Source organism: Variovorax sp. SRS16 (assembly GCF_901827165.1).
GTDB lineage: Bacteria > Pseudomonadota > Gammaproteobacteria > Burkholderiales > Burkholderiaceae_C > Variovorax.
The window spans coordinates 684,439-709,859 of the sequence record NZ_LR594667.1 but is presented as its reverse complement, the minus strand read 5'-3'; the positions used below and the strand labels follow the sequence as shown (position 1 = coordinate 709,859).

Annotated in this window: 28 protein-coding genes and 1 pseudogene; 16 read left to right on the top strand and 13 right to left on the bottom strand. The window is 62.5% G+C overall.

The window, feature by feature from the left end; all coding sequences use genetic code 11:
- Positions 1-2: 2 nt before the first annotated feature.
- Positions 3-668, bottom strand: a complete 666-nt coding sequence (locus E5P2_RS31660) for a hypothetical protein (RefSeq protein ID WP_162571096.1) — start codon at positions 666-668, stop codon at positions 3-5.
- A 76-nt stretch (positions 669-744) separates the two neighbouring features.
- On the opposite strand from E5P2_RS31660, the gene E5P2_RS31655 reads away from it, so the two are divergent.
- Positions 745-1,170, top strand: coding sequence for an HAD domain-containing protein (locus E5P2_RS31655; protein WP_162571095.1), 426 nt, complete (start codon positions 745-747; stop codon positions 1,168-1,170).
- A 58-nt stretch (positions 1,171-1,228) separates the two neighbouring features.
- Here E5P2_RS31655 and E5P2_RS31650 read toward each other — a convergent pair whose 3' ends face one another.
- On the bottom strand, positions 1,229-2,209 hold the full coding sequence (locus E5P2_RS31650) for a 3'-5' exonuclease (RefSeq protein ID WP_162571094.1): 981 nt from the start codon (positions 2,207-2,209) through the stop codon (positions 1,229-1,231).
- A 234-nt stretch (positions 2,210-2,443) separates the two neighbouring features.
- On the opposite strand from E5P2_RS31650, the gene E5P2_RS31645 reads away from it, so the two are divergent.
- From E5P2_RS31645 to E5P2_RS31635, 3 genes are all read left to right on the top strand, one after another.
- Positions 2,444-3,073 carry a hypothetical protein gene (locus E5P2_RS31645; RefSeq protein ID WP_162571093.1) on the top strand — a complete coding sequence of 210 codons (630 nt, stop codon included), beginning with the start codon at positions 2,444-2,446 and terminating at the stop codon, positions 3,071-3,073.
- A gap of 168 nt (positions 3,074-3,241) precedes the next feature.
- On the top strand, positions 3,242-5,866 hold the full coding sequence (locus E5P2_RS31640; protein ID WP_068673781.1) for an ATP-binding protein: 2,625 nt from the start codon (positions 3,242-3,244) through the stop codon (positions 5,864-5,866).
- Positions 5,867-6,022: 156 nt separating this feature from the next.
- Complete coding sequence (locus E5P2_RS31635) at positions 6,023-7,201, top strand: hypothetical protein (protein WP_162577695.1); 1,179 nt, start codon at positions 6,023-6,025, stop codon at positions 7,199-7,201.
- Between the two features lie 85 nt (positions 7,202-7,286).
- Here E5P2_RS31635 and E5P2_RS31630 read toward each other — a convergent pair whose 3' ends face one another.
- From E5P2_RS31630 to E5P2_RS31620, 3 genes are all read right to left on the bottom strand, one after another.
- Positions 7,287-8,156, bottom strand: coding sequence for a mechanosensitive ion channel family protein (locus E5P2_RS31630; protein WP_068673785.1), 870 nt, complete (start codon positions 8,154-8,156; stop codon positions 7,287-7,289).
- A gap of 131 nt (positions 8,157-8,287) precedes the next feature.
- Positions 8,288-8,533 (bottom strand): hypothetical protein, encoded by a 246-nt coding sequence (locus E5P2_RS31625; protein WP_068673787.1) that lies wholly within the window; start codon positions 8,531-8,533, stop codon positions 8,288-8,290.
- Positions 8,530-9,165, bottom strand: a complete 636-nt coding sequence (locus E5P2_RS31620) for a hypothetical protein (protein WP_068673789.1) — start codon at positions 9,163-9,165, stop codon at positions 8,530-8,532. The genes E5P2_RS31625 and E5P2_RS31620 overlap by 4 nt, the downstream gene beginning before the upstream one ends.
- A gap of 310 nt (positions 9,166-9,475) precedes the next feature.
- Between E5P2_RS31620 and E5P2_RS31615 the strand changes: the two genes are divergently transcribed.
- The 3 genes from E5P2_RS31615 to E5P2_RS31605 all read left to right on the top strand — a co-directional run bounded on the left by E5P2_RS31615 (position 9,476) and on the right by E5P2_RS31605 (position 13,168).
- A complete protein-coding gene (locus tag E5P2_RS31615) occupies positions 9,476-11,893 on the top strand; it encodes a DNA polymerase (RefSeq protein WP_068673791.1) in 2,418 nt (805 codons plus the stop codon).
- Between the two features lie 118 nt (positions 11,894-12,011).
- Positions 12,012-12,425, top strand: coding sequence for a hypothetical protein (locus tag E5P2_RS31610; RefSeq protein ID WP_068673793.1), 414 nt, complete (start codon positions 12,012-12,014; stop codon positions 12,423-12,425).
- Positions 12,426-12,847: 422 nt separating this feature from the next.
- The gene (locus E5P2_RS31605; protein ID WP_068673795.1) at positions 12,848-13,168 is read left to right on the top strand and encodes a hypothetical protein; all 321 of its coding nucleotides are present in this window, start codon (positions 12,848-12,850) and stop codon (positions 13,166-13,168) included.
- Positions 13,169-13,200: 32 nt separating this feature from the next.
- On the opposite strand, the gene E5P2_RS31600 is transcribed toward E5P2_RS31605, so the two are convergent.
- Both E5P2_RS31600 and E5P2_RS31590 read right to left on the bottom strand, forming a co-directional pair.
- Positions 13,201-13,629 carry a hypothetical protein gene (locus E5P2_RS31600; protein ID WP_068673797.1) on the bottom strand — a complete coding sequence of 143 codons (429 nt, stop codon included), beginning with the start codon at positions 13,627-13,629 and terminating at the stop codon, positions 13,201-13,203.
- 233 nt (positions 13,630-13,862) lie between these two features.
- Positions 13,863-14,102: a hypothetical protein gene (locus E5P2_RS31590; protein ID WP_068673801.1), complete on the bottom strand. Its 240-nt coding sequence runs from the start codon at positions 14,100-14,102 to the stop codon at positions 13,863-13,865.
- 199 nt (positions 14,103-14,301) lie between these two features.
- Between E5P2_RS31590 and E5P2_RS31585 the strand changes: the two genes are divergently transcribed.
- Complete coding sequence (locus E5P2_RS31585) at positions 14,302-15,069, top strand: hypothetical protein (protein WP_162571092.1); 768 nt, start codon at positions 14,302-14,304, stop codon at positions 15,067-15,069.
- A 106-nt stretch (positions 15,070-15,175) separates the two neighbouring features.
- Here the strand turns inward: E5P2_RS31585 and E5P2_RS31580 are convergent, their stop codons facing one another.
- From E5P2_RS31580 to E5P2_RS31565, 4 genes are all read right to left on the bottom strand, one after another.
- Entirely contained in the window at positions 15,176-16,018 is an 843-nt protein-coding gene (locus tag E5P2_RS31580) for an exonuclease domain-containing protein (protein ID WP_068673805.1), read from the bottom strand.
- 85 nt (positions 16,019-16,103) lie between these two features.
- Positions 16,104-16,844 carry a hypothetical protein gene (locus E5P2_RS31575; RefSeq protein WP_162571091.1) on the bottom strand — a complete coding sequence of 247 codons (741 nt, stop codon included), beginning with the start codon at positions 16,842-16,844 and terminating at the stop codon, positions 16,104-16,106.
- Positions 16,845-16,930: 86 nt separating this feature from the next.
- Positions 16,931-17,323 carry an FAD-dependent oxidoreductase gene (locus E5P2_RS31570; protein WP_162571090.1) on the bottom strand — a complete coding sequence of 131 codons (393 nt, stop codon included), beginning with the start codon at positions 17,321-17,323 and terminating at the stop codon, positions 16,931-16,933.
- A 68-nt stretch (positions 17,324-17,391) separates the two neighbouring features.
- Positions 17,392-17,712 (bottom strand): hypothetical protein, encoded by a 321-nt coding sequence (locus E5P2_RS31565; protein WP_068673811.1) that lies wholly within the window; start codon positions 17,710-17,712, stop codon positions 17,392-17,394.
- 122 nt (positions 17,713-17,834) lie between these two features.
- Here E5P2_RS31565 and E5P2_RS31560 point away from each other — a divergent pair, with 122 nt between their 5' ends.
- A complete protein-coding gene (locus E5P2_RS31560) occupies positions 17,835-18,242 on the top strand; it encodes a hypothetical protein (protein WP_068673813.1) in 408 nt (135 codons plus the stop codon).
- Here the strand turns inward: E5P2_RS31560 and E5P2_RS31555 are convergent.
- The gene (locus E5P2_RS31555; RefSeq protein WP_146039464.1) at positions 18,229-18,450 is read right to left on the bottom strand and encodes a hypothetical protein; all 222 of its coding nucleotides are present in this window, start codon (positions 18,448-18,450) and stop codon (positions 18,229-18,231) included. The genes E5P2_RS31560 and E5P2_RS31555 overlap by 14 nt on opposite strands.
- Before the next feature lie 187 nt (positions 18,451-18,637).
- Here E5P2_RS31555 and E5P2_RS31550 point away from each other — a divergent pair, with 187 nt between their 5' ends.
- The 7 genes and pseudogenes from E5P2_RS31550 (at position 18,638) to E5P2_RS31520 (ending at position 24,348) form a co-directional block, all read left to right on the top strand.
- Entirely contained in the window at positions 18,638-19,024 is a 387-nt protein-coding gene (locus tag E5P2_RS31550; protein WP_068673817.1) for a hypothetical protein, read from the top strand.
- A 55-nt stretch (positions 19,025-19,079) separates the two neighbouring features.
- Positions 19,080-19,430 (top strand): annotated as a pseudogene (ssb, locus tag E5P2_RS31545) (single-stranded DNA-binding protein); the annotation flags it as partial.
- Positions 19,431-19,547: 117 nt separating this feature from the next.
- The gene (locus tag E5P2_RS31540; RefSeq protein ID WP_068673821.1) at positions 19,548-19,919 is read left to right on the top strand and encodes a hypothetical protein; all 372 of its coding nucleotides are present in this window, start codon (positions 19,548-19,550) and stop codon (positions 19,917-19,919) included.
- A gap of 92 nt (positions 19,920-20,011) precedes the next feature.
- Complete coding sequence (locus tag E5P2_RS31535; RefSeq protein ID WP_162577697.1) at positions 20,012-20,965, top strand: queuosine salvage family protein; 954 nt, start codon at positions 20,012-20,014, stop codon at positions 20,963-20,965.
- Between the two features lie 165 nt (positions 20,966-21,130).
- Entirely contained in the window at positions 21,131-22,804 is a 1,674-nt protein-coding gene (locus E5P2_RS31530; protein ID WP_068673825.1) for an ATP-binding protein, read from the top strand.
- Between the two features lie 111 nt (positions 22,805-22,915).
- A complete protein-coding gene (locus E5P2_RS31525) occupies positions 22,916-23,230 on the top strand; it encodes a hypothetical protein (RefSeq protein ID WP_162571087.1) in 315 nt (104 codons plus the stop codon).
- Between the two features lie 110 nt (positions 23,231-23,340).
- Complete coding sequence (locus E5P2_RS31520; RefSeq protein ID WP_162571086.1) at positions 23,341-24,348, top strand: hypothetical protein; 1,008 nt, start codon at positions 23,341-23,343, stop codon at positions 24,346-24,348.
- Between the two features lie 58 nt (positions 24,349-24,406).
- Here the strand turns inward: E5P2_RS31520 and E5P2_RS31515 are convergent, their stop codons facing one another.
- Entirely contained in the window at positions 24,407-25,363 is a 957-nt protein-coding gene (locus E5P2_RS31515; protein ID WP_162571085.1) for a glyoxalase superfamily protein, read from the bottom strand.
- Positions 25,364-25,421: the final 58 nt, after the last annotated feature.

The following is a 25,421-nucleotide window of genomic DNA, read 5'->3' as shown; positions in this document are numbered from 1 at the left end:
GCTCAGCCTCGACGACGGCGCACCATCCACAACAGCAGGATGGCGCCCAAGAAACCAAGGCCGCACAGCTTGGCGAGTTGCTCGTTCGCTCTGAGGACGGTCAGGTAGGCATTGGCGTCGCGCCAGTTGAAGCCGGCTTCGACGTCGTCTTCCTCGGCATCACGGTGCTTAGTCACGGTAAGCGTCCGCTCGTTCAAGGGGTCCACGCCCGCCTCGGCCGCAGCCGCGAGCGTGGTGTAGACCTTGGCAGGCTGACCCGGAATCAGGGCAGTGTGGCTTGGCGCCGCAGCGGGCGGTTGTACGCCGCCAGGCTGGGCCTCGGAAGCAGGCGCTGGCGCGGCGGCCGTGGCGGCCGGGAGGGCCGGGACGGGGGCAGGTTGCCCCGGTGCCCCTACGGTGCCAGCAATCTGCGGCAGACCCAATGGTGCGGGAGCCACATCCTGCGGCGCAGGAGTGACCGGAGCCGTTGCCACTTGTGGCTGGGCGGACCGCGGGGTTGCCGCGCTGCCGTCCAGGTTGGCAGCAACATCGGTCTGAATGGTGCCGCGCTCAGGGACGCCCGGGGACTCCACCTTCAGCGTAAAAGGCTTGCCGTCGGCGTCGTCGGACGCGAAGGCGGGACTGGCGAAAAGGGCGGCCGACAGTACGGCCAGGGCGAAAACGCGCATTCGATGCTCCTGGAATGCCTGAATCTAGGCATGTTGTTTAGCCATCGTTAGCCAGGCGCGGAACGCTATAGGAGGAATGAATTCAACTCTCCTACTCGACTTCGACGGTGTCGTGCACCGCAACATGAATGGCACGTTTGAGCGCATGCCGCTGCTCGAAGCGTGGCTCCTCGCACGACCGAGCGTCGATATCGTGATTTCGTCGAGTTGGCGGCTCGAAAGCAGCCTGGCGCAGCTTCGGGACTGTTTCGCGAGCGAGCAGCTCCACCCGCGCGTGGTCGGCGTGACGCCAGACCTGCCCGACGCGCTCCGGTACCAGCGCCAAGCGGAGATTGAGCACTACCTGCGCGAGAGCGCGCGCGTCCGGAGACCCTTCGCTGCGCTGGACGACGACGGCAGCCTATTCGCGCCCAGCTGCCCGTTCCTGGTCAGAACGGACCCCCGCATTGCACTCACGGCCGAGCACCTAGACGAGCTCGACCGAAGGCTGAGGCTGGGTTGAGGCCTTTCCAGTCGCCTGCGCACAAGAAAAGGGCCGCATGGAAGCGGCCCTTTTTTAATCAGCGGTACGCGCGCTCCATCGGAGTGCGCCGCGACGTAAAGCGGTTGTAAGCGTCGATTCGGTCAACCGGCATGCTGAGCCCCTTGCCATACAGGCATTCGGCCTTGAGCCAGTCGAGTTCAGCCGCGAAGTCCTCGACAGCCACGTCCATCGCCCAGGCCTTTTCGGCACCGGGTTCGTTCGCGGGGTCATGCCAGTGGTAGCCGCGCTTCTTGAGCAGGTCCTTGAAGTCGAAGTGCGCCCCGGTGGCCCAGATACGGCGCGCCTCGAGCTTGTAGGTCTCGAGAATCCGCTGCAGCGGGGTCTGGCCGTCGAAGCCGGCCATGGGCGTGTTCAGCACCTTCACCAGTGCCAGGCAGTCCACGGAGGCACGGTGACCTTCGAAGAAGAAGCCCAGGCACATCGCAATGTAGTCCAGCTTCGTGCCGGTGATGCCTCCGGCCTGCCAATCCACCTGCCTTTGAGAGCAGGCGAATGCTTTCGTCGTAAACACGGGGAAACGTCGCTCGAGAATCGTGCGGTCGAATTTCGCGTTGTGGCAGATGACCAGGTCAGCGTCCTTGACGAATGCGTCGACCTCCGCGTCGGAAATGCGCTTGCCGGCGACCATCTCGTCGGTGATGCCGTTGACCGCGGCCGCCTGGGCCGGAATCGCCCGGCCCGGGTCCTCGAGCTCGTTGAAGACGCGGGTCACGCCATAGATGTAGCCGATTTCACGGTCGTAGGCGACCTCGACCATGCCGAGCTCGATGATGTCGTCCGTCGTGTTGTCCGTTCCGGTGGTCTCTGTGTCGGCGACCACCAGGAAGCCGGCGCCCTCGGGGACCTCGGCCGGCGCAATTATCAGCTCGTCGACGTTCAGGGAGCGCAACACGCGAAAGAGCTGCGGGAACTTGTCGAGCACGGCTGCCAGAAGCGCCGGTTGCTCGTTTTCGGGGCTCTTCAGGATGTCCTGCAGAGTGGTGCTGACAGATTGCATGTTGGTGTCCTGCTTCATGGTTTCTGGTTAATTAGTTGGTCTTACTTTGTGTAGCGTCAGCTCGGAACCGTGAAATGCGTCACGGGGTTAGCCCGAGCGGATTGCAGGCGGATGTGAGGATGCTCACAACTGGGTAGCGAAAGCCGTTGGGATGGTTAGCGATGACTTTTAGACTTTCGGCACTGCGGGGAATAAGCCCCGCGACATCCAAAAAAACCCACAACGGACCTCATCATGACCGCCACCGTGCTCGCCTTTCGCACCGAACTTCAACTGCCCTCTCCCTCTGCGCCCGGAAATCCGGACCTGGTGATGGTCCTGCCCGATTTCCCCAGTGAGCAGCAAGCCCTTGCCTGGTCAGAGATGGTGGTCGACTCGCTGGCCACCGAGCAAGGCCCGTTCACGGCCCAGGCCGCTCGGCGTCTGGCCAACCAGCAAGCTGGCGAGCTGACGGTCAACGAGGACGATGTAGCCGGCATTCTGGTTCGCGCAGTGGCAACCGTCCAGCGCCCGAGCGGACGAGTGGCGGGCGTCGCCCTGGTCCACCTGTCCATGCACGCCGAGCGGGTCACGACGCCGGAGGCCAGCTACGCCCGCCTGCGCGTTGGGCTGCCGGTGGTTCACACGGCGGGCCTGGCTGTCCAAACGGAGGTCCTGGAGGCGGCGCTCATGAATCTTCTAGACCAGGCGGAGGCAGCCGCAGATGCTCTGGTGCAAGAGGTTCGGCGTGAGGCCAGCGACTGCGTGGTATGGAATCTGCCGGTTCGTTTCGGCGATGGCGAACTGCTGCAGGAACTCAACCTCCGCCTCATCGAGCGCTTCTACGCTTCGAGCCTTGACGAGGAGACGATGCTGGCCGCCTAAGAGCGCGGTCCGCCTCGGGAGGGTCGCGTGCGACCCATCTCGCCGACTGCTCGATGTCGGCCTAGTCCCCTTCCCCTGATTTGATGCCAGCCGCTTTAGCTGGCCCTGCGAGCTCCCTATACGACTCACAGGAACATTTATCAACTCACTCAGGAAACGGGACCCCCAATGCAGGTTTCACAAAGCTCTTCGACTTCGGTCGTAGCAAAGCAAGGTGTCGGCCAGACCGCCACTTTCGGCATCGCCCAGAACGCCCACATGTTCAACGTGCTGTCCTCCGGGCTGTACGGGGACAAGATTGGCGCCGTGGAGCGCGAGGTCGGCTGCAACGCGATGGACGCCCACATCTTCGGGCGCATGCCCACCCGCCCCATCGAGGTCAAGCTTCCCACGAAGCTCGACCTTCAGTTCTACATCAAGGACTGGGGCCCGGGGCTCAGCGACGAGGAAGTCAAAGGCATCTACACCGTCTACGGTGTCTCGACCAAACAGCAATCGAACGACCAAACTGGTGGTTTCGGTCTCGGCTCGAAATCGCCTTTTGCGTACACGCTCTTCGACCCCGAGAACGAGGACGGCTTCACGGTCGTCGCGGTCAAGGAAGGCAAGAAGCGCGTCTACGTGTGCCACCTCGACGACAACGGCTCGCCGGCAGTGACGGACATGGGCGTCTTCGACGCCGACCCGGACTGGCAAAGCGGCGTGATGGTGACCTTCCCGGTCCAGGACCGGGACATCGCTGAATTCCACGCCAAGGCGCAGGAAATCTTCCAGTGGTTCACGGTACCCCCGCGCATCCTCGGGATGGAAAAGCCTCTCAAGAAGCCAGAGTTCCATTTCGAGGGCAGCTTCTTTAATATGGGCGCTCCTTTCGGAACCAGTGGCGAAACGTTCCACCGGGTGCCCGCGGTCGTCATGGCCAATGTGCGCTATCCCATCGAAAAGGCTCGGCTGCGCGACCTGACGCCGAACATGCAGGCGCTGCTGGACGGCGGCATCCATCTCTTCGTCGACAACGGCGAAGTTCTGATGGCCGTGTCGCGGGAAGCACTTCAATACACCGACAAGACTCGCAGCGCCATCATGGCGCGGCTGGACCAGGCGGTGAAGGAAGTCGCGGAGCGCGTACGCGCCGACGTGATGACCAAGGAGCCGACGAAGCTGGCCTGGTATCGCAAGGTCCATAGCTACGTGAGCACGCTTCCCTCGAGCATCCGCATGAATCTCATCAGCTTCCTCAAGGAGGCCGGCGTGGGCAAGGACGACATCGAGCACATCCGACAGGTCGCAAACGAGAGCGCGCTCACCTTCCCCAAGGTCGGCGACGGCATCATGGGCAAGCAGCAGCCCTACCAGAAGGATGCAGATGGCGACTGGATTCGCGACGTCGCCGGAAATCCGGTCGTCGACGCCACCTGGCAGAACAACAGCTGCCGCGTGTGGCTGTATCGCTCCACCGAAACCGGTATCCGCAAGAAGGAAGTCGTCAACGGCTATCAGGACTTCACCAAGGACAAGCCGGTTCTGACCACCGTGCCGGTGCTCTCGGACACCCGGGTTTACTACTCGGACAGCAAGTCCGCTGACGCGCGTATCCGCTACGCGCTGAGGCAGTCGGGCTCCCCGACCGATGCATTCTTCCTAGTCGTAGCTGGCCGGGGCGTGGACGCCGTTCACGCGAAGGCATTGGGTGAGCGGATTTGCGGTCCGGACGGAATCGAAGGCCTGCCGTGTGCAGGGACCTCGACGCTGCCGGTGTCTCCGAGTTACGCCTCGGACCTCGAACGACGCAGAATGCGCAAGTCGATGACGCTAGAGGAGCTGACCGCCGGCGAAGAGGTGACCTTCACCACTTTTGCCGCGGGTGGCACCTCGAAGACGACGCTGGGCGACATTGAGGAAGAAGCCGAGAAGTTCTACGTCATCCGACGCCGCGACCGGTTCATGAATCATGGCTCGACCGGCTGGGTTGGCCCGCGCGAGCGGGACTTCTGCAGCACGATGCGGACCATGCAACGGGTGCTCAAGCGCCTCGGCCACGAGGTTGCCGGCGCCGTGATGGTGGAAAGCGAGGCGACAGTGCGTCGGCTGAAACTGGTCGAACTGGGCTACCGCCCGCTGATGACCTGGACAGTCGGCAAGCTGAAATCGGGAAGCAACTGGAAGCGCTTGGTCGCAAGCATCGACCGCACGCCCAAGGCAGACCTGGCGCAGCCCTACATCGCGAAGCAGTACTCGCTGCTAGGCATCCTGGCAATGCATCTGCTGAAGCGTACCCCTGCATGGGAAGCGCTTGAGCCTCGGCTCGCCGGGCATCCCTTGCTGGAGGAGGTTGCAGCTTTTGCGTTCAAGGTGAACGGAGCGCTCGGGGACGACGACTTGGCAACGGAGCTCAAGTACCTGCAGTCACACATCGACGGCGCGTATCTCGACGTGACCGAGTGCAAGCGCAAGACGCCGTATGAGGTGAGTCAGTCAGTCGGCAAGAGCTACCCCCTGGCATCGAGCATCTTCGACGACGACGCCCTGCTGAAGGTCATGGCCGAATCGCCTGAAAAGGCGGCCACCATGCTCGTGACGGCGCTCGCGCTTGACCCCCTGCCCGGAGAAAGGGTGGAGTTGGAGGAAGCCGAAGAGCCAGAAGACGCTGTGCAGGAAGATGCAGACGAGCCGGACGTCGCCGAGGACTCATCGGACACCCAAGTCGATGTGACCGCCGAAGCTGCCAACAGCGACGGTGCTCCCGAGCCTGCCGCCGAAGTCACCGCCGAAGCCATGCTACTCGCAGCGTAGCCCTCGGCAAGTTCTCATTCGAGAGCGCTCCATTCATTTGGAGCGCTCTTTTTTTTCGCGTATAGGCCTCCTCACTGCCGCACTCGCTATAGGTCTCAGTAGCGCGGTTGTTCTGCGCTCTGTAAGGCACCTTTTTTAATTATGGAGAAACACCCAATGCAAATGAGCATGATGCACCTGCCCGGCGGAATCCACATGGTCTTCGACGGTCGCCCCATCATGGTCGCGAAGAACAGCGACCACTATGAAGCGGTCCGAAAGGCCCTGGTCGAGAAACAGAAGCCCGAAGACATCCTTGAAATCCTGGACGGCGAGAAGCGTCGGCTCGAAGCCGCCGTGCTCCTCACGCCGAACGTCGAGGTCAAGGGCGGCCAGGTCCTGTACAAGGGTGAACCGGTGGCCGGCGTCATCGTCCAACGCATGCTCGACATGCTGGAAGAGGGCTTCGACCTCACGCCGTCTGCCAATTTCCTGGAAAACCTGATGCTCAACCCGTCGCTGCGCGTGGTCGAACACCTGTACGAATTCCTCGAGGTTGGCAAGCTTGCGCTGACCGAAGACGGTTGCTTCGTCGCCTACAAGGCAATCACCGAGGACTGGCTCGACATCTACACCCGCAGCATCGACAACAGCATCGGGCAGACGCCCACCATGCTGCGCAACAAGGTCGACGAGAATCCGGACCGCACCTGCAGCCGGGGTCTCCACGTGTGCTCGTACGACTACCTGCCGCACTTCGCGAACGCCAACGGCCGCATCGTGGAATGCAAGGTGAATCCGGCCGACGTGGTGGCCATCCCCCGCGACTACAACAACACGAAGATGCGCGTGTGCAGGTACGAGGTGACTCGCGACTTGACCGACGCGTACAAGGCCGACAACAACATTCTCACCGCGGCGACGGTGGCGGCAGACATGCCGTTCATCGTCGAGGTCGACTATGGCTCCGGCTGGCGCGAGCACGAGGCCTTCGACCGCTTGTCGGACGCTGCGGCCGAGTTCGAGGACGTGGTGGAGAACGGTGACGTGAATTCCGTGCGCCTGCGCAACCGCGTGAGCGATGTGACCATCGACGAGCGCAATGGCATCGACCGCGGCGACCGCGAACTGGACAACGACGCCCACCAGGACGACCTGGAAGGCTTCACGGTGCACGGCGTGCAGCACGACGGTGTCACGGTTCAACTGGAAGACGACCATGGCGGCGGCACCAGCGAGGAAGGCGTGTTCGACAGCGTGCAGGATGCAGTCGCGTTCGCGCTCGATGACGAGACCGGCTACGCAGAGATTCGCATTCTGGACCGTCTTGGCAACACGGTGAAGACGCTCAGCTAAGCGCTCACCATCATTCAGGGCCCCGCATCCTCGCGGGGCCCTTTTTCTTGGCCGGCTCTGCGTCCCTGCGCGCAGGCGTGTCGCCTCAGTCCTGCGAGGCTGTGGGCACCGAGCCCAGCTCTTTCCAAAAGAGGCGCGTCACCGCCTGCTGTGCATTGACGCGCTCGGAGGCCGGCGAGGCGAAGCGAATGACCAGCCAGTGCTGCTTGATGTCGTGAGACTCCCAGAGCACCCGCACCCGCGATGAGGGCAGGTCGACAAAATCGGTCTTCTCGATGCGGCGGAAGTGCTCGTCGGCCGTTCCGAGCCAAGGTGCGCACACCGCATCGCCGGCGCGGACCGCTGCGGACTCGTAGGCGTCGATGTCTGCACTGTACGGCACCGCAAGGCGCAGGAGGTTGATGACAAAGCCCCCGGTGGCCGACTGGTTGCGCACTGAGGTGGACAGGAGGAAGCTGTTGGGAAACAAGACGGTGCGCCCTGTGAGCTGGTACGCCGAGGAGGTCTCGGCAAGGGTCGTACAGAGCATGTCGACATCGGTCACCCGCCCGGCCACCCCTGCGACCTCGACGAAGTCCCCTACCCGGTATGGCCGGGAGACCGTGAACAGCAGATAGCCGGTCGCGCACATGATGAGCTCCTTCGCCGACAGAACCAGCGCGCCAGCAAAGGCAGCCAGCGAAAGCGCAACTCCGGCGATTTTGGTGGCCCAGATGGTCCCGATGGCAAGACTGGCGGCGAGGAACAGCACGTTCTTGATGGCAACGACGCGGTGCCGCAACCCGTCCTGGCTGCCCTCTCGTCGCGTCGACATCCCCACGTAGCGCAGGTTGAGCCGGTGGGCCGCGACCGCAGCCAAGATGACAAGGACGGTCGCAGCAACACGGCCAATTTCTCCGGTGAAGAACAGGTGGATGTCAGTGGCGTACTGCTGCAGGGTCGGGAAAATGGACATGGGCGGGTTTAAGCGGCTTCGCGGCGAGGGTGAGCCCTGTCTAGCGCAACCGTTTAGGCGTCGCGCCAAGAGAAGACCCTGCACGCTTGTTGGCATGCAGGGTCTGAATGGAATGCTGGCGACCGGGGCCGTCAGAAATCGAGGCTGAGATTCCGGCGTTTCATGGCTTGCTCCTGACGCAGGAGCAAGCGACGTTCGCCTTCTTGGATGAGGAGCTTGGCTTGCCGCAGACCGCAGAGGTCCAGCGAGACCTCGTTGCCGTCAATGCCTAGGGTGAGTGTGAAGTTTGACGCATCCGGTTCGAAGTTTCCGACGGGCTCGCCGGCGTACAGAACCTTGCCGTCACGCTCCAGCTGTCCGACTACGTCTGGCTTCATGCGATTCGCTTGAAAACCTTCGGGCCCGCAGCGCGGTCCGTGAAGTCGTTCACGACGACCACAGCGATGTCGTCCCGGACGCTGAGCTTCCTGGCCGTGCTGAGCGCCGTTGCCTTGTCGAGCCAGCTTTCGCTGTGGCGCTCTTCACCACTCGCGGACTGACCTACGACCTCCCACCCGCCGCGCGGGTTGCGTGAGGTGAGCATGGTGTTGCCGGTCAGCGTGTTGATGATGCGGCCAGCGCCGTACTCGCGGCCGCTCTTCTCCACCTGGTCCACAAGCGTGTCGCGGGCCTCTTGGTAGCCGGGATGCTCAAGGACGAGGTCGCCTGGACGGTCGATGCCTCTGAGCTCCCCGCGATATAGGTGAAGCGTGTACCCGTCGCGGCGTGCACCAATCACGCTCTCCGGTGTCGGAATCTGCGCGAAAGTACGCTCGCCTGTTTCGGGCAGGCGCTCCAGGCCCACATTGCGTGCCTGGTCCGTGCTCAGCGACACGACCGTGGCTTTTCGCGCGGCGGCGTCGCCGAGCCGGTCGAACGCATCGGCAAGCGCGTCGACCTGATTGGTGACGCCATCGACGTAAACCTCGACTTGAACGATGGCAGGGATTTCAAAAGTTGCTTTGTACATATCGAGAACTGGTTTCTTCTAGTTGACCTAACGAGCTCGTATAGGCACGACTAGTTGACGGCAAACGCATGCCCGGGCGAAGCGATATCAGGTCTCCACGTAAACCGCGTGAGGTCTGGTGAGCACGAAATTGAGGTCGGTCTCAGGGGATAGCCATGCCCTTTAGCCCGGGGTGCGGCCATGAAGCTGCGCGATTTAAGGTCTCAGCAAAGCACGGTAGGCGCTGTTCGCTATAGGCGGGTGAGGCCACCAGCGAGGGTGGCGAAACCAAACCTCGTGCTTTTAAGGAACCACTTTCATGAACAAACAAATGGGCTTCGACCTCGACTACGTCGACCCGGTCACCCACGTAGCAGTGCCATGGGCAAAAGCTGAAAAGCTGCTCCTGGCGCGCATCACGGCGGCGCCGTGGAAAATCATCGACGTTGAAACAACGGGCCTCAACCCGGCGAGCAAGGAGCAGAAGTTCTCCGGCAAGCAGTATCAACGCGGCGTCGACTCGGAGCTTCGGCTGCGGGTGATGTCGGTTCTCTACCCGACGCCTTGCGGCTTTCCAGTCACCTCAAAGTTCCTCGTCGAATCCTTCGACCTGGACCAGCTCACCGAAGCTGAGAAGGTGGACGTGTGCTCTGCATGCTTCACAAACGTCGTCATCGCGCACAACGCGGGCTTCGACGCCTACTGGACCCGCACCTACGCGACAACCGAGCCGTCGCTGCTCCTGGATTCGATGCTCATCGCACGGGTCCTCTACCCCGAGCAGCCCGTTGTCATGGCGCGCATGTGCCAGGATGAGGACGAAGACCCCACGTTGCAGGCCGAAGCCGTGTCCATGTTCATGGGCGGCAAGTCGGGCTGGTCGCTAGCCGACCTGGCGGTCAGCCGGCTGCGCAAGGTGCTTCCGAAGGAGATGCAAGGCCCGAAGAACTGGTGCGAGCCGTTCCTGACCCAGAAGGCGTACGACTACGCAACGGACGACGTGAAGGTGCTCCTGGAGCTCCTGATGTCGTTCTTCGAAATCGACGACCCGGCGGAACTGCTGGAGCGCTATTTCGAGTTGCGCGAGGAGCACGCTCCCCTGCGCATCATCGAGCCCCAGGTCTGGGACATCGTGCGGATGCGCGAGACGGGCATGCCGTGGAACCTGGAGGAATCCGAAGGCTACGTTGCGGCCCAGTGGGAAAAGGTGCGCGAGCACGCTGCGAAGATGGCGGAACTCGAGCCTGCGCTCAAGGACTATCTGCCTGCGCTGAGCGACCCGACCACCGGGGTCAACGCGAAGCTGAAAGAGGCTATCGGGACGGCGTTCACGAGCCGCGGCATTGAGCTGGAGATGACCGAGAAGACCGGCGCCTTCAAGATTGGCGAAAAGGACCTGCGGCGCGTTCGCGCGGCCATCACGCCCGAAGCCAAGGCCCTGTTCGACACCTGGACCGCACTCAACCGTGCCAAGAAGGCCGGCGGCATGGCCAAGGAAGTCTCCTCGTACGCGGGGCGGTCGCACGATGGGCGGCTGCATCCAAACACGGGGCACGGCCCCGTGACAGGGCGCCTGTCTTCGTCGGAGCCGAACTGCCAGCAGTTTCCGCGGGACCAGAAGTTCCGAAATTGCGTTCGTGCTCGGCCTGGCCACAAGATTGTCTCCGCCGACTATTCGGCACTGGACATGCGGGTGGGCGCGGCGCTCGCGATTCGCGCTCAGAGGCAAATCGTCGAGACCTACATGGGCGACCATGTGGTGCAGAACGATGTGTTCCTGTGCATCAGCCGGGTGCTTGAGGGCCGGGTGACCTACGAAGACGCGCGAGCGCTCGAGCTGAAGGCCGTCAAGGACTTCGAGGAGTGGAAGCTGGGTCGCGAAGCGGCCATGGAAGCAGGCAAAGATGCGAGCAAGGCGTTCTGGGACAAGTACCGCAAGCTGCAGCGTACGCAGCTGCTTTCGGGCTTCCAGCGCTGCTTGGCCGAAGTGCGGATGCGCGCGGACGCCGCCGGCACCGCCGATTGGGGCTCCCTGCGCGACGCGTTCGAAATTGAAGGCATGGACATCCACACGTGGACCGCGCTGGACATGACAGGCCGCAACCCCAAGGCTCTCTTCGGAGGCCTGAAGGGCGAAGATGTGGCCAAGGAGCTGAAGAAGTGGAAGGCTGAGCTGGGCGACGTCCGTCAAACCGGCAAGGTCGGCAACCTCTCCCTCCTGTACGCGATGCAAGCACGCGGCCTGATGGACGCTGCTGCCAAGAACTACAATATCCACTGGACGTTGGAAGAGGCCACGGAAGTTCGCGCGCAATGGCTTGCGGCATACGTCGAAATCGACCTCTGGCACAAGTGGACCGAGCTGAACCCGCAGGAAACGGTGATGATTCCGGACAAGGACCGTGGCGGCCGCTTCGGCAAGAAGGCTGTCTACGCCTCCTACACGCTGGGCAACCGGCTCATCTATGCGTTCGGCTTGAACGCGGCACTGAGCTACGAAGACCAGTCGACCGGCGCCGACATTCTGGGCAAGGTGATGGAGGAGTTTCGCAAGTACCCGAAGGTCTTCGACACCATCATCAACCAGGTCCACGACGAAGTGCTTTTCGAGGTGCCCGACGAGGTGCTGGACGAGTACAACGAAATCATCGGACGGGTCATGACCGATGCAGCTGAGCACTTCCTTCGTCCCTACGGGGTGAAGGCCGGCTGCGAACCCGAAGCTGGCGAGGTCTGGCTGAAGGGATAAGCCTAAAAGGCTTCATTTTCAAAGAGCGTCGATTCGTCGACGCTCTTTTTCTTCGCCCGCGACGAGCGGCTCCGGCTAAACCACCTCTCTACAAGGCGGACCCCTCCCCAACAGAATCATGGAAAAACTCATTCGTTATCTCGGCGCCCTGGATTGGCTTCTGGCGGCAGGTACCGTGGCCGTAGGCCTTTTTCTTCAAAACTGGGTACTAGTCGCCTTTGGCGTTGCTGGCTTGCTGATGGCCTATCTCCAGCCAGCAAAGCGCGTAAACGCCTACATCACCAGGCGCATGACCCGCAAGCGAGACCCCGCGGCCGCTTCGACCGCCCAGGTCCAGCAGGACGAAGCCTTCTATGAAGCGGTCCTGGGCGAGGTCACTGACGTCGCAGTCGCAACCCCGGGTCCCAAGCGCACGTTCGCCTCCCCGCCCGTGGCCTACGGCGCGACATACCTCAGCGCGAGCAAGCACAACCAGCTCAAGCGGCCGTACCTGACGCTCCTCAACACGAAACCGCTCAACACGTTCAATTGAGCGGCTACCTATACGCGCTGTCAACTTTCTAACCCCATTTGCCATGTCCGGACCATTCCACAATTCATCCCATCAGGGAGCCTCGCTGTGACACGCTGGCTTCGTCAAAACGCAGAGCTCATCACGGGAATCTGCGTTCTCCTAAGCGTCGTCCTGGGCGGCGCCCTCATCTACCTGCTCCATCTGAAGAGCTGACCAACCTTCTCTGAGGCTCCACAATGCCGCCCTCCGACACCGACCTTCAGGCCCCGTCTTCCGCACCGGCGCTCAGGGAGCCCGGTTCGGAGGGCACATTGCTTCCGGCACACGTGGCTTCTGCGGCCGCCGGGCCATCGCTCGCCCGCTTGGTGCGCAATGCTGCACCGAGCCTATGGGCCAAGGCACGCGCAGACCGACGGCTCGCACGCGAGCAGACTGAGCGGATGCTTGACCTCCTTGTTTGGGTCTTGGAGAAAAACGGCGCACGCGTCACTCGCACCGCCAAACAGGAGTACTTTCACGAGGGACGGGTCATTGAGGGCCGCCTGGACTTGTTCGCCGAGCGGGGCGTCGAGAGACTGGCACTCGAGCTGGCCTTCCGCCCGGGCCGTACTACCTGTCTGAAGCTTCTCGCCGCGCGCCGCGCGGGCGCCGTTTCCCTGCTGCTCGCAGGCTTTGCTCGAACGCCGGAGGAAGCTCGCCAGGCAGTCGACCGGCTCCTGGGCCGGCCCACGGACGGGTGGTTCGCCCTCGCCTGCCTTTGAGCCGTTCGGGCCTTGCAGGCACCGCGGCTTTTTTAAGGCGCGATGCGCTCAGCCTTTAGAGCCCAACCCGACATCCTCAGGTGCGTGACCAGAAGAGTCTCGCCGGGGGCGGCGTCGATGGGCTTCTCAACGAAGTAGAAGCCGCCCGGGTCGCACTGCAGCCGGCTCCACCGGCTATCAGGGGCCTGCGCAACCTTGCACTGCGTCTCCACAAGCGCCAGCGAGCTTCTCGCTTCGACCAAGACCGTATCCACAGCAAGTCCAAAACTGAGAAAGCACAGCATCAACCCTACAACACCGCAGATGTGCTGGAGCTCGGATTTGACAACGTCCTTCCACTGAAGGGGGAGTATGGCGGGCAGTGCAAAGGGCAGGACGCCCACCCCGATGATGAACGCCCAGCGCCAGCCCCAGGCTGGCAACAGCACGTCCACCGCAAGCGAACGGAGCTCGGCGTCCATGGCGCCTCAGCCGGCCGGAGCGCGCTCGCGGGCCGGGCGCTCCCACTGGTAGAAGATGACGCAGCCCTTCGCGTTCTGAACCGGCGTCGACCCAGCCAGTTGCCAGCCCCCGCCCTTGGGCGGCTTGGGCGAAATCCTTGACATGTCCTCAGCCACGCGAGCGTGGTCCGGAAAGTCGGAAGGCACAACCGCGTACGTCACGCGGTATTCGAAATCGGGCTTTGCTAAATCGGTCATTGGGGGGAAGTGAGGGAAATCGACCCGCTCGAGCGGGCCTGCAACTGCGCCTCGAGCTGCGCGATGCGTTCGCGCTGCTGCGCGTACAGCAAGCGAAGCGCGAGTACCTCCAGGTGCAACGACTCGGCCTGCAAGTGGGCGTCCGCAACCGGCACTAGCGGCTGCCCGCTCTTGCTGGAATACGTGATGTGCCAAACATGCTGTGCTGGCCGGTCGGTTGCATACGAACGGGTCATGGCCTATTTAGCGTCCGGTTTTAGCCGCGTGGACGTCAAGCTTGGCCAGCCTGCCTGTTGCGCCTTCCCTGGAGGGCGATGCGGAGTCCGAGCTCTCGTACCTAAACGCGTTCCGCCCGCGGGCCCTTAAACGCCGCAGACGTTCGGGCCGCTCGCTATACGGCCCAGGAACATTTAACTATTTGAACGTTGAGTCAACATGAAAACATATTTTTTCGTACTCGGCGCTCCGGACCACGAAATGCAGGAAATTGCCCGCATCTGTGAAGAGCGCGGGCTCGCCTTCGGTTTTGCAACCGTCGGCGGGAACATCGTCCACTCGCACGAAGCCTATCAAGCAAATGGTGTCACCGCTCTCATTCCCGTGGGCGCACACCAGGTGTTTGTGGAGTGCGCCGTCATGGGGCTGAGGCCCGACGACATCATCGACCATCACCACCCGGGCGACCCCGGATACGGGATGCCGCCGGAGCAGTACTTCGAGGGTTCGTCGCTTGGCCAGTTCTTGCGCTTCATCGGCGTGAACCCCACCCAGCAACAGCTGGTCATCGCTGCGGCGGACCACTGCCTGACTTCGGCCTACCAAGGTCGATGCCCGGGCGTAACCCCTGAGGAGCTGGCCGCCTGGCGCATCGCGAGTCGCTGCCGGGCCAGGGGCCTGACCGAGGTTGAACTGCATCGCCAGATTGACCATGCGTCGAAGCTTCTGGAGGCAGCTCCACGCATCTCGCTGGCCGGCGAGCAGGTCGCGTTCATCGAGGAGCCGCCCACGGAAGTGAGCGAGGCATCCGCACGTCTCGGCATGCCCTACATCTACGTGAGGCGCCAGGATGCGAAGCAGCTCAAGGCCGGCATCAGGAGCGCGCCTGCGCACCTGGTGCAGGCATGGATGGACAACTGTGGATTGGCTCGGCTCTACGGCGACCCCCAACGCGGTTTCGCCGGTGGCTACCTACCCCGCCACTGACTACATCAACATTCGAGGCCCCTGACATTCGTGTCAGGGGCCTTTTCTATTGTGACCTTCCGCATCGGGCAAAAGAAAAACCAGCCGCAAGGGCTGGTTTCGGGAATCACACGTAGCGGATGTACATGCTACTCGACGGCGTTTGGTACTGCTTGAGGTCCACCCCTTCGAGGTGGTTGGCCTGCACCTTCTTCCAGTCGGTCTTGGTGCTGGGGGTGTATGTGACCTCAAAGAGCTCGGTCGCAAAGTCCTTGCCGGCGGTCAGCTTCTTGACAGGCTCGGTATAGCGGTCGTACTCCTTTTCCAGGACCTTCTTGAGGTCGGCCAGCAACAGCGCGCGCTTGGCCATGCCCTCAATGGAATCAGGCACCGCATCTCCGAGGGGAAACGGCAGCACGGCATTGAGGCGCGCGACAAGCTGGTTGGCGTCTGCCAGAAGGGGTGGATACACGGCTGCGAGCATTTCGCAGTCGACGAAGGCCCCGTGGAGCACGCGCTTGGTGCGGTCGATGCCGTAGCGGTCGCACAGCGCGTCCAGGGTGTGAACCTTGGCCGTCGTGTGCCGCCGCGACATCGCCAGCGTGTCAGTCGTGCGCTCGACGATTTTATCCATCTTGCCTCCGCGGACCAAGCGCAGTTCCTCGTCGAGGAAGCGCAGGTCGAAGGGCGCGTTGTGGATGACCACGTGTTGCCCGGCGATGAACTCCTTGAAGTCCTTCACGACCTCCTTGAAGACAGGTTCGCTCTTCAGGTCGGACCAGGTCTTGCCGTGCACCCGGGAGACCTCGAGGGGAATTTCCCGTTCGGGGTTGATGAACCGGTGAAAGGTGTTGCCGGTGGGCAGGCCGGTCTCGGGGTCGAAGTCGAGCGCTGCGATTTCGATGAGCCGGTCTGCGCCGGCGTCCAGGCCCGTGGTCTCGGTGTCGAGAGCGATTGTGCGAATTTGCATTGTGCAGGTGTCCTAGTGGTGGAATACCCTGCGTGTAGCTACAACGGCGCAGCGCCGCCGGGCCGGGCGGCCCGCGGATATAGGCCTACGGCTTGTCGACGCCCCGGCACGAGAGCGTCATGCCCTTGTCGTCCATCTCAGCGCGGCACCCCGGCGCCCACGGATGCGTGCCCGCCATGAAGCTCTCCAGCTCCGCGGCGTACGCGCGAAATTCAGTGTCCTTAGCGCCCTCGCACTGCTGGGTGCGTTTCAGGCTCGCGGTCTGGCTGACCTGGGTCAGCAGCGCCGCAGCGAGCGCCCTCGCGTGCGCGGGTTCGCCGATGTCAGCGCGACTCCCGAGCACTGCGATGGCGAATGGAAGGTCGCTTTCCGCCATCATTAGGAGCACCGCCTCCGGTGCCTGGATGCAGTTCAAGGCTTCTTCTCGCAAGTTCGCAAAGTCCTCCAGCTTGAGGCCAAGGGACGCCACTGCTTTACGTTGCTCTAACGTCGCGCCGTCACCCAGCAAGGCGCTGAACGCGCCCGCTCGGAACTCCGGGTCGGGGACCAGGAGTTCAGGGAGCTTCTCCGCAACGCTCTGGCGGGCTTCCTTGTCCGTGGCCACCGCCCACCCGCCCTTGCAACCAACGCTCGCCCAGCGGTCCGGCGTCACCTTGCCCTCGCTCACGAGCAGGGAGCCATACCGCGAAACTTCAGCTGGCGTCGCCTTGTCGGCAATGCACTGAGCGACGATGTCAAGGTCCGGTTTCCCGGTGCACCCCATCAAGGCGCTGAGAAGCACGCCAAACACGGGCAGTAGGAGGAAGCGGGCGAAACGACGATTCATGGCGTGTTGTGGGTTCGAAGACGCAACCTGTAGCTGGCGCGTTTAGCCAAAAGAAAGTCGCCCAATGGGGCGACTTGGAAGGAAGGTCAGAACGAATCCGCGTGCAACTCGACCAGCTGGTCGAGGGCAAGCGCTCGGCCTTGAGCGTCGTGGAGGACCCAGCCTGCGCCGGTCTGCACTGCGCGAACCCAAACTTGGCGGTCGTCCTCGAGTACGGCGACAACCTGGTCGAGGGGGCTCATGTGCAGGTCCTCTAGCGCACATTCCTGCTCGCCGAGGCCGGTGCGCACCACCACGGGGTAGTCGTGGCCTGGGTACAGCGAGAGCTCCGCGTCGTTGTAGCGCAGCACAAGGGCCAACTCGTCGGTGTCTTTCAGCACGACGAAGCGTCCCGGCGTCAGTTGACGGCTGCGGGCCGCTTCGATGGCGCCTTGCAGCTGGATGAAGTTGGTACGCATTCCTGCCGCAAGCTGGCTCATGCGGTCGAGAAAAGGGGTCTGAGGTTGAAGATTGATAGCGGGCCTCTCTGGATGTCAGCAAAAAACACTCACGCGCGCCGCTTGGGTGCTCGTGCCGTGTATAGCCATGCAGCCAGGAATGGGACCTCGACCAGCACCAGCAGGAAGCCGAAGAAGAGCGGTCCGATGCTCAGTTGTGCCTGTACGGATTCCGCCGGCAGACCGCCTGCCCAGTGCGACCGGATGGAACTCGAAAGCCACAGGGACGTGAAGGCAAAGCTGATGGCAGGAGCAACGGTGTACCAGGCGCGCTTGAGGGACGCCGCCTTGAAGAGGCGCAGGATGGCCTGCGCGTACAGCAGGCACGGCAGGAGAAACGAAAGGACCGAGGCGAGTGTAGCTTGAGTCATGGCGAATAGGCGGAGCCTCGGATGCGTGCGGCGCACGCGACGGCCGAGGCCTCACCTATAGCCCATGGATTTAGATTTCCGGCTGCGTGTTCTAGACGGGAGCAGGAAGCCACTTTTCATCCATGACAACCACCACGACCCCTCGTCCCTTCAGCCGCAGCCAGGCGCTCGCCGTCCTTGAGATGCAAGGCGCTCAGTCGGCCCACCTCGTCGACGCGGTTTTGCTCGGGCTGGCCGAACTCAACGAGCAGTCGGCAAGGGATGGCAGCGCCCAGGCACAGCTGCGCGTGCTCTTCAGCCAGGTCGACCCCACTCGGGTTCAGTTTGCGCTGTTCGCCGGCGAGCAACGGGTGCAGCTCTGCGCGTACGAGTACGACCCTGAGATGATGGGTGGCCCGGAGCTCGCCTGCACCGACGTCGACGGCCAGCTCTCTGGGCCCTGTGCCCTCACGAGGCGCCTGCATCCCTTGATGGACATGGCCCTCGCGCGGATGGAGAGCCAGGTCTGGGCGCGAGTTACGGGCGGATGAGCCCCGGCAGCGGGCCGAGCGCGCTGCGGTAGAAGCTGCGAACGGAGCGGGAGATGAAAGGCAGGACGAACATCACCGCGCTGACCGCGAGGCAGGCGCGCTCCATGGTCATGCCATCGGTGACGAGCATAGCTTGGGCGGAGATTTGCAAGGCGAAGAGCTTCGCCAGAGAGATTGCTTGGGACTTGGACATGGGTTTGATTTTCAAGGCGGTTTCCTCGCCAACTTAGCTACAGGGGAACGGGAGCGGAATGAATCACTTTAAGCCGCTTTCATCAATCTAAAGCGCAGCCATTGTAGCACACCTAAAATGCATCCCGTAAGCATTGTTTTAGGTCGAGGGCTAAACTCGTCTTTCTACAAGTCGCATCACAGCTCCGCGGGCATGAGCCGCAATGCGAAGGTTCTTCCCCCTCTACAGTGTCTACCGACAGGCAAGCAGCCAGACAAGGTTCCGTCCTTCTCTGGGCTCTTTCCTCGTCGTCCTCGACCCGCCGGTCCTGGATGCTCTCGCGCGTCAGCTCGAGGCGCTGCACTGCGTAGGGCTTCCAACAGCTCAAGTCGAGGACCTCCTGCAACTCGTTGCGGCGCTTGCCGAGGATGACGGGCTCCCCATTGAGGACGCCGCGGCGCTCCTGCCGCCCTTCGCCGCTGCCGTCGATGTCGCTCGGTTCTCAGGGCCTGATGACGTCGCGCTCAACGTCGCAACCCTGACCCTCAAACGCTTGGGCCTCTCTACACAACTTCAAGCCTCGGGCGCGCTGAGCGCGCACCTGCACTGACCCCTTTCCCACCCCCTCCTCCCACAACTCACTCTCACTTCGAACTGAACCTTCCATGTCCATCAACAAAGTCATCATCGTCGGCAACCTTGGCAACGACCCGGAAATGAACATCCTGCCTTCCGGCGAGGCCGTCGCGAACTTCAGTGTCGCCACGAGCGAACGCTGGACCGACAAGGAGTCGGGCGAGCGCAAGGAACAGACGGAGTGGCACCGTGTGACCGTGTACGGCAAGCTGGCCGACGTGGTGGCCCAATACGTCACCAAGGGGCGCCAGGTCTACATCGAGGGCAAGCTGCGCACGCGCAAGTACACCGACAAGGATGGCGTGGAGAAGTACACGACCGAAATCGTCGGCCGCGAGCTCCAGCTGCTGGGCAAGCGCGACGAGGCCGCATCCGGCGCCTGATAGCCTCCCTCCCCCCCCAAGCTCAAAGGACCGGACCACCGGTCCTTTGTCATTGGGGAGAACGCGTTTTCTCTTGGATTTTGTGATGTGAAACCCGCGTGCTAGATTCAGCCGATGGCTGCGCGTACCTCGTCACCCTCCAAGGAATTCTGGAACACCTTTCGGCATCTGGTCCTCGTGGCCGCGGATGGCCGCGTGTGGTTGACACGAGCAGGCCAGTACGCCCTGGCCGCGCCGCTCGAAACGGCGCTCGGGGCGCCCTACGTCGCTCTGCCTTGGCAAGACTTTGCGGCGTTTGCCATCAAAGCCCTTCCGTACGCCGACCTCCGTGCCCCCGACCTCACACACCTGCGGCAGCAGCCTCCTGGCAGCCCCGAGCGCCTGTTGATGGCTGAGCTTCTTGGTCAGCCGCATTTGGCGCACGCCCCCTGCGGCGCAGCACCTGTGGTCAACTTCCTGAAGTGGCGCGCGCGCCGCGCAGCCTAGCGCACGTATACCGTACGGCGAGGTATCGCCGCCATAGCGATAAGAGGGCTCCCTACACCTTTGAGGCAACACACCTCAAAGGAAACCAGGGAATGCACCCTCACCCACTTCGAAACCCCGTTCTCGTCGTCGCTGAAGCCGATTACACCCCGCACATGGTGCGCGTCGCATCGGAGGCGATTACCGCCCTCGAACGACCCTCTGACCTCGGCGCCATGGGCTCGTCCCTCGGTGCCAGCCCGCTGGCTGCGCATCCGCACATGTTCGTTCCGTATTTCATCGTCATGAACACGATGAACTTCCAGTTCTGGGACGTCGATGCGGAGGGCCAGTTCATCCGCTATGCCCACAATGGCAAGGTCGGCGCCCTTGCAATGCAGGAAGGATTCCACGCCGCCTGGCTCGAGGCCCTCGGCGGCCTAGGCGGTCACGGCTCCATCCACGAGCAGTGCACCGAAGTGGCCAGCCAACTGCGTTCCCGCATCGCGCACGAAGGCATTGGCTTCATCTTCGGAGACATCCCGGCCGCTCAAGCCCGCGCCCGCATCCTTCACGAGGTGCTGGAGCCCTCGAAGCTCACCACCGCGGCTGAATTCATTGCACGGCGCGTGCTCTGGAACGGCGAACTTGCCTGGGCGGACGCGCAGGTTCTCGCGTACATGTTCCCGCTTGCGTACGGCGACCGCTACCTGAAGAAGGCCCAGCTCACCCTCATGTTTGCCGCCAGCGAGTGGAACGCACGCATGGGGGGCCAGGAGGTGCGACTCGACGTGACCGCCGCGGCCGACTACCAGCTGCCGAAAGTCCTGCGCGCGCTGGAACTGCTCGACTACTCGCCGGCGTGGGCGGCGGCCATCGACCGACAGGAACTCATCGAGGCAGGCAGCCAGGAGGAACTGGCTATCCGTGCGGCAACCATCCTGGCTGTCAATGAACTTGCCGAACACTTCAGGTGCTCTGTGGAGGCGGTGGACTTCTGGCTATGGGCCAACCGAAACCAGGCACGCGACGCGAAATTCCACCTGACTCGGACCACCAACTACTAGGCCCCACCTCCTCGCTTCTCGCCCGGCTGTCACCACAGCCGGGCTTTTTTATGCCGGCGCCCCTGCCTAAACGGGACGGCGCCAGACCACCTGCTGGCGGTTCCTAGACGACGGACAAGGAAATATCACAACCGGAAGCTCGTCTTCCCACAACTCAAGGACACCATGAGCACTGTTATCGAGAGTCGCAAGCTGACCCTTCATCCGCTGGCCATCCACACCTTCATCAAGGCGCAAGCCGGCTCGATGGGCAAGGCATTGTCCGAGTCCGTGATGAACTCGGTCGACGCCGGCGCCACACGGGTCGACATCAACGTCTCGAGCACCGAGTACACCATCGTCGATGACGGCTCGGGCTTTCTGTCGCGCGAAGAAATTTATGCCTGGTTTGAAACCCTGGGCTTTCCGCATGACGAAGGTAACCACCGCATATACGGAAAATTCGGCCTCGGGAGAGCTCAGCAATGGGCCTACGCAAGCAACGTCTGGCACTCCAACGAGTTCCTCATGCACGTCGATGTCCAGACCAAAGGTCTCGACTACGTGCTGCAGGAGACTGAAGCTCGCCAAGGTACCTCCATCTTCGGGAAGTTCTACAAGGCCTTGAGCGACGCGGAGCTGCTGCAGCTGGAAGCCGAGCTCGAGCGCCTCGTGCGCTACGTGCCTGGCGCTGTCTATCTGAACGCGAAGCTCATCACGAAGGACCCTGCCACCGAGGCCTGGGACCTGGAGACCAACGAGGCTTACTACCGATTTGACCCGAAGGGCTACAGCCTGGATGTCTACAACGGCGGCGTGCTGGTGAACCACTTCGGCCGCTACCGGTTCTCCTGTGCCGGCGAGGTCGTGACCAAGCCGGACTTCACGCTCAGCCTGAACGTTGCTCGCAACGACATCATGTCGAGCTGCCCTGTTTGGCCCCGCATCGCCAAGCACTTCCCCGCAACCGTGGCGAAGGAGAAGGACAAGCCTAAGGTCCGAAAGGACACCGAGGAAGAGCTGAAGGAAGTCGCCAATGCCGTGAAGGCCGGCACCAAACCGCTCTTCTCCGCGCTGGAAAACCACCCTCAGCTGGTGACGTCCGTACTCGGCCGCGGCATCAAGTACTTCGACCTCGTGTCGGACTGGCGCGCACCGGTCGTTCTGTTCGCCCCGAAGGGGGACGAGCTGGGCAAGCGGATTGTCAAGCTGCGCAAGGGTACGGCCGTCTCCCTGGACACCCTCAAGCTTTGGGGCTTTACGGAGCCGAGCCAGCTGAAGGCAGTCTTCGCCGAAAGCTTGAAAGTGCAGGACCCTTCGCGCCTTGCGCGATTCGAGAATAACGTGTGGACCGCCGACGGACGGGCAACCTTCCCTTCGCTGGTGAGCAACCGCATTGTCCTGGCCCATTCGGAGCTGGAGCCTGCCGAGAAGGCAGCGCAAACAGCCTTCAAGACGTCGACCATCTACCTCGCCAAGGACCTTGCCTCGCTCGTCGAATCCCGCGGACTGGCGCTGTCGAAGGGGGCCCTGCACCTCGAGTTCGGCGATGCGCCCGACCACCTCGCGTGGCTCGGAGACGATGGCAGCCTCGTGCTGCGTCGAAAGGAAGCCACCAAGGCGGCCGAAGGCGGCCTGGCCAAGGTCATCAGCTATCTGATGCAGGCCTTGCGCGATGCACTCGCAGAGCCGCTCGGAGAGCGCGTGGACGAGATTTTGCTTGCGCTGGTGACGCAGACGTCGGCGGTCGGCGAATTTGCTGAAACCGCCGCGGCCAGGTACGTCTACGAGTGCAAGAAGAAAGACCTGCCGCTTCCGCAGCGCAAGCTCGCGGACCTGGCGAAGCTCGGCATCGAGTAATGTCATTCCAACCCGACCTCTTTGAGGTCGGGTTTTTCTTGCTAGATTCAGCTTTCTCGGGCCGCCTCCTGCCGTTGCTATACCGCGCATAGACCATTTTTTGGAGTATCCATGTCCCGCAACATGCAGCAATCGGTTCCCCTGTCGAAGCGCCTCATCACTTTCGGGTGCGCGTTGGCCTTTGGTTCACTCATCGTCGACGCTCCCTGGCCGATTTACGCGATTTTTGGCTACAACATCTCGTTGAACCTCATCTTGTGCTTCGCCTTCTCTTTCGTCGCGTTCCTCGGATTCGTCCTTGGGCTCGTCGAAACCACTGCCGCTCACGCCGGTCGTCGTCGCGTAGCATCCGCTGCCGCCGTCGAGCCTGAAGCAGAAGCCGTAACATCCAGTCCCGTGGGTGAAGCGGTCATGCCGAAAGCCTAATTACATGGACCAGTCCATCGCTTAAGCTTTCTTCATGATTCAAAAGGCGCCCCCCGGCGCCTTTTTCTTTTGATGAGAGAAAATGGACGCACTCCAGCAAAGGCCCGCGCGTGTCACCTACAGCCCTGAATTACTCCACCACCGCCATCGAGGAACTCGAAGCGCGCGTGCCAGGCTTGCGAGGTAACGGCTTCACCACCACCGCAGCGGTCCATGAGCAACTTGGCCAACTCCTGCGCGAAGCCGTGAAATTCAACCTGCCCGAACATGGCGAGCTCGTTGCGCTGGAAAACTCCACGGACAGCTTCTCGGAATTCATCCGGCTTCCGTTCGACGCCGTCGCGCTCGAGGCGCCCTTCCCCCAGGATAAGGAGGTATACGCCGGCGGAGGTGCGTTCCAGGAAACTGCATCCTCCAGGAGAATCGCTGCTTGCTGGTCCAGCAGCCTGGCCAAACGGTATCCGGCCTTGTGCCCCACAGGCATGAGCCGACCCGGCTTTTTTGTTGCGTCCGTGTACTACCACGACGATGCGAAGCGCTGGCTCGTAGCACCCCTGGCTTCGTTCATCCCACTGAACCCGGGCATCTGGCGAGGTGCAGAGGAGCCACTGCCAGGCTCGGACCAGTTGGAGCGCGAGTTTCTCTTGAGCCAGGGGCGCCTCAAACCAACGACGGCAACGTACGAGTGCCAGACCGTCAACCTGTGCCCGGAGATGGTCGCCCTCATGGCCCAAGAGACTGGTTCAATGGAGCAGGCCATCGCGCGTCTATCCATCGATGTGCGTGACGAGGCGAGCACGGCGCTGGGGTTCTGCCTGACGGTCAACGCCAGCAACGTGGGCCGTGTGCGGATGCCCGCGCCTGACAAGCTGAACAAGAAGCGCATCAAAAACGGCCGACCACCCTTCTACGAGAGCTGGGTCTTGGACCTCATGAAAGCGCCTGCTGGGCCCGCCCGGGCCGGCGGCTACGAAATTGATGGCCAGCGCAATCCGCCCCGGCAACATCTGCGACGCGGCCATATCCGTCGCCTGGCGCCAGACCGGATTACCTTCGTTCGTCCGACGACCATCGGCGCCGGCGCACGCGGCGTTGTGGACAAGGTGTATCGCCTGTAGCTGCGCGTGGCCAGTGCCAAGACAAAGCCGCCATCCGAAGATGGCGGCTCGAATGACGTCAGGCGGGAGTTGACCCGGCGACGGTGTAATGCGTACCTTGCGCGAAGACCTGCTCGTCGTTTGCAATGGCCAGCCAGGTGATTGGGGCCATCGGGTGACCTGCGAGATTGCCCGCAGGCAGTGCTTCATCGAGGATTTCGAGCTCGTTCTCGTCGAATAATGCGCCACGAAGCTCGTACTCGAAATACCGCGTGAGCGCCGAAGCGTGATACACGCTGCGAAGCTCCTCGTTGGTCAGCTTGACCCAGCCATGCACATGCACGCAGTCCAGGATGTACCGAGCCACGGTCTCCAGGGCCTCGACCGGCTCTACGACATGCTCAAGGCCGTAGGCTTTGAGCGTCACCGGCTTTCTTTCCTTGATGTCGCCTTCGCCCGGAGACATCTCGTCGATGAGCTCTGTGCTGGTTCCGTCGACTTGCACGTTCAGGTAGAGAAACGCTGCGGCCACGTCTTCTGGCACCTTGGTATCCTGTCTCAGGACACCCTTCGCAACGTCGAGCATGGCTCGGACCGCCGCTCCGTGCTTTCCGATTTCGTCGTCCCCGCACCAGCCGGTGTCGGCAATCTTTCCGGTGACCCGGTCGATGACAGACGCGATGGTGACGCTGCAGAAGTCCGCATTGCGGTCAACTTGACAGCAGACCGCGGCCTCTAGCGCGTCAGCACCCCCGAAGTCGTCCGAGTAGCGCTGATTGTTGTCTTCATAGAGGGCGTGCACGGTGTATCGCGGCTGCCCAGGCTTCCAGGCATTCGGGTCCTCCTCGGCGCGCGTGGCGGCCGGCCGATTCAGCGAGGCGAGCAGCGTACGATAGTTCTTCGCGCCGAGGGCGGTCGAAAGCGCCTCGAGAGCGATGGTGTTCTTGACCTTCACGCCCTTGGACGCAAAGAATTCGGTCATGCGGCGTGCCGACTCCTTGAAGAGGTCGACATTCGATTGTTCTTGAACTTCCATGAGATTTCTCCGTTTGGCAGTTGGCCTGTTGCTTTCAAGATGTTCGCGTTGTCCCGAC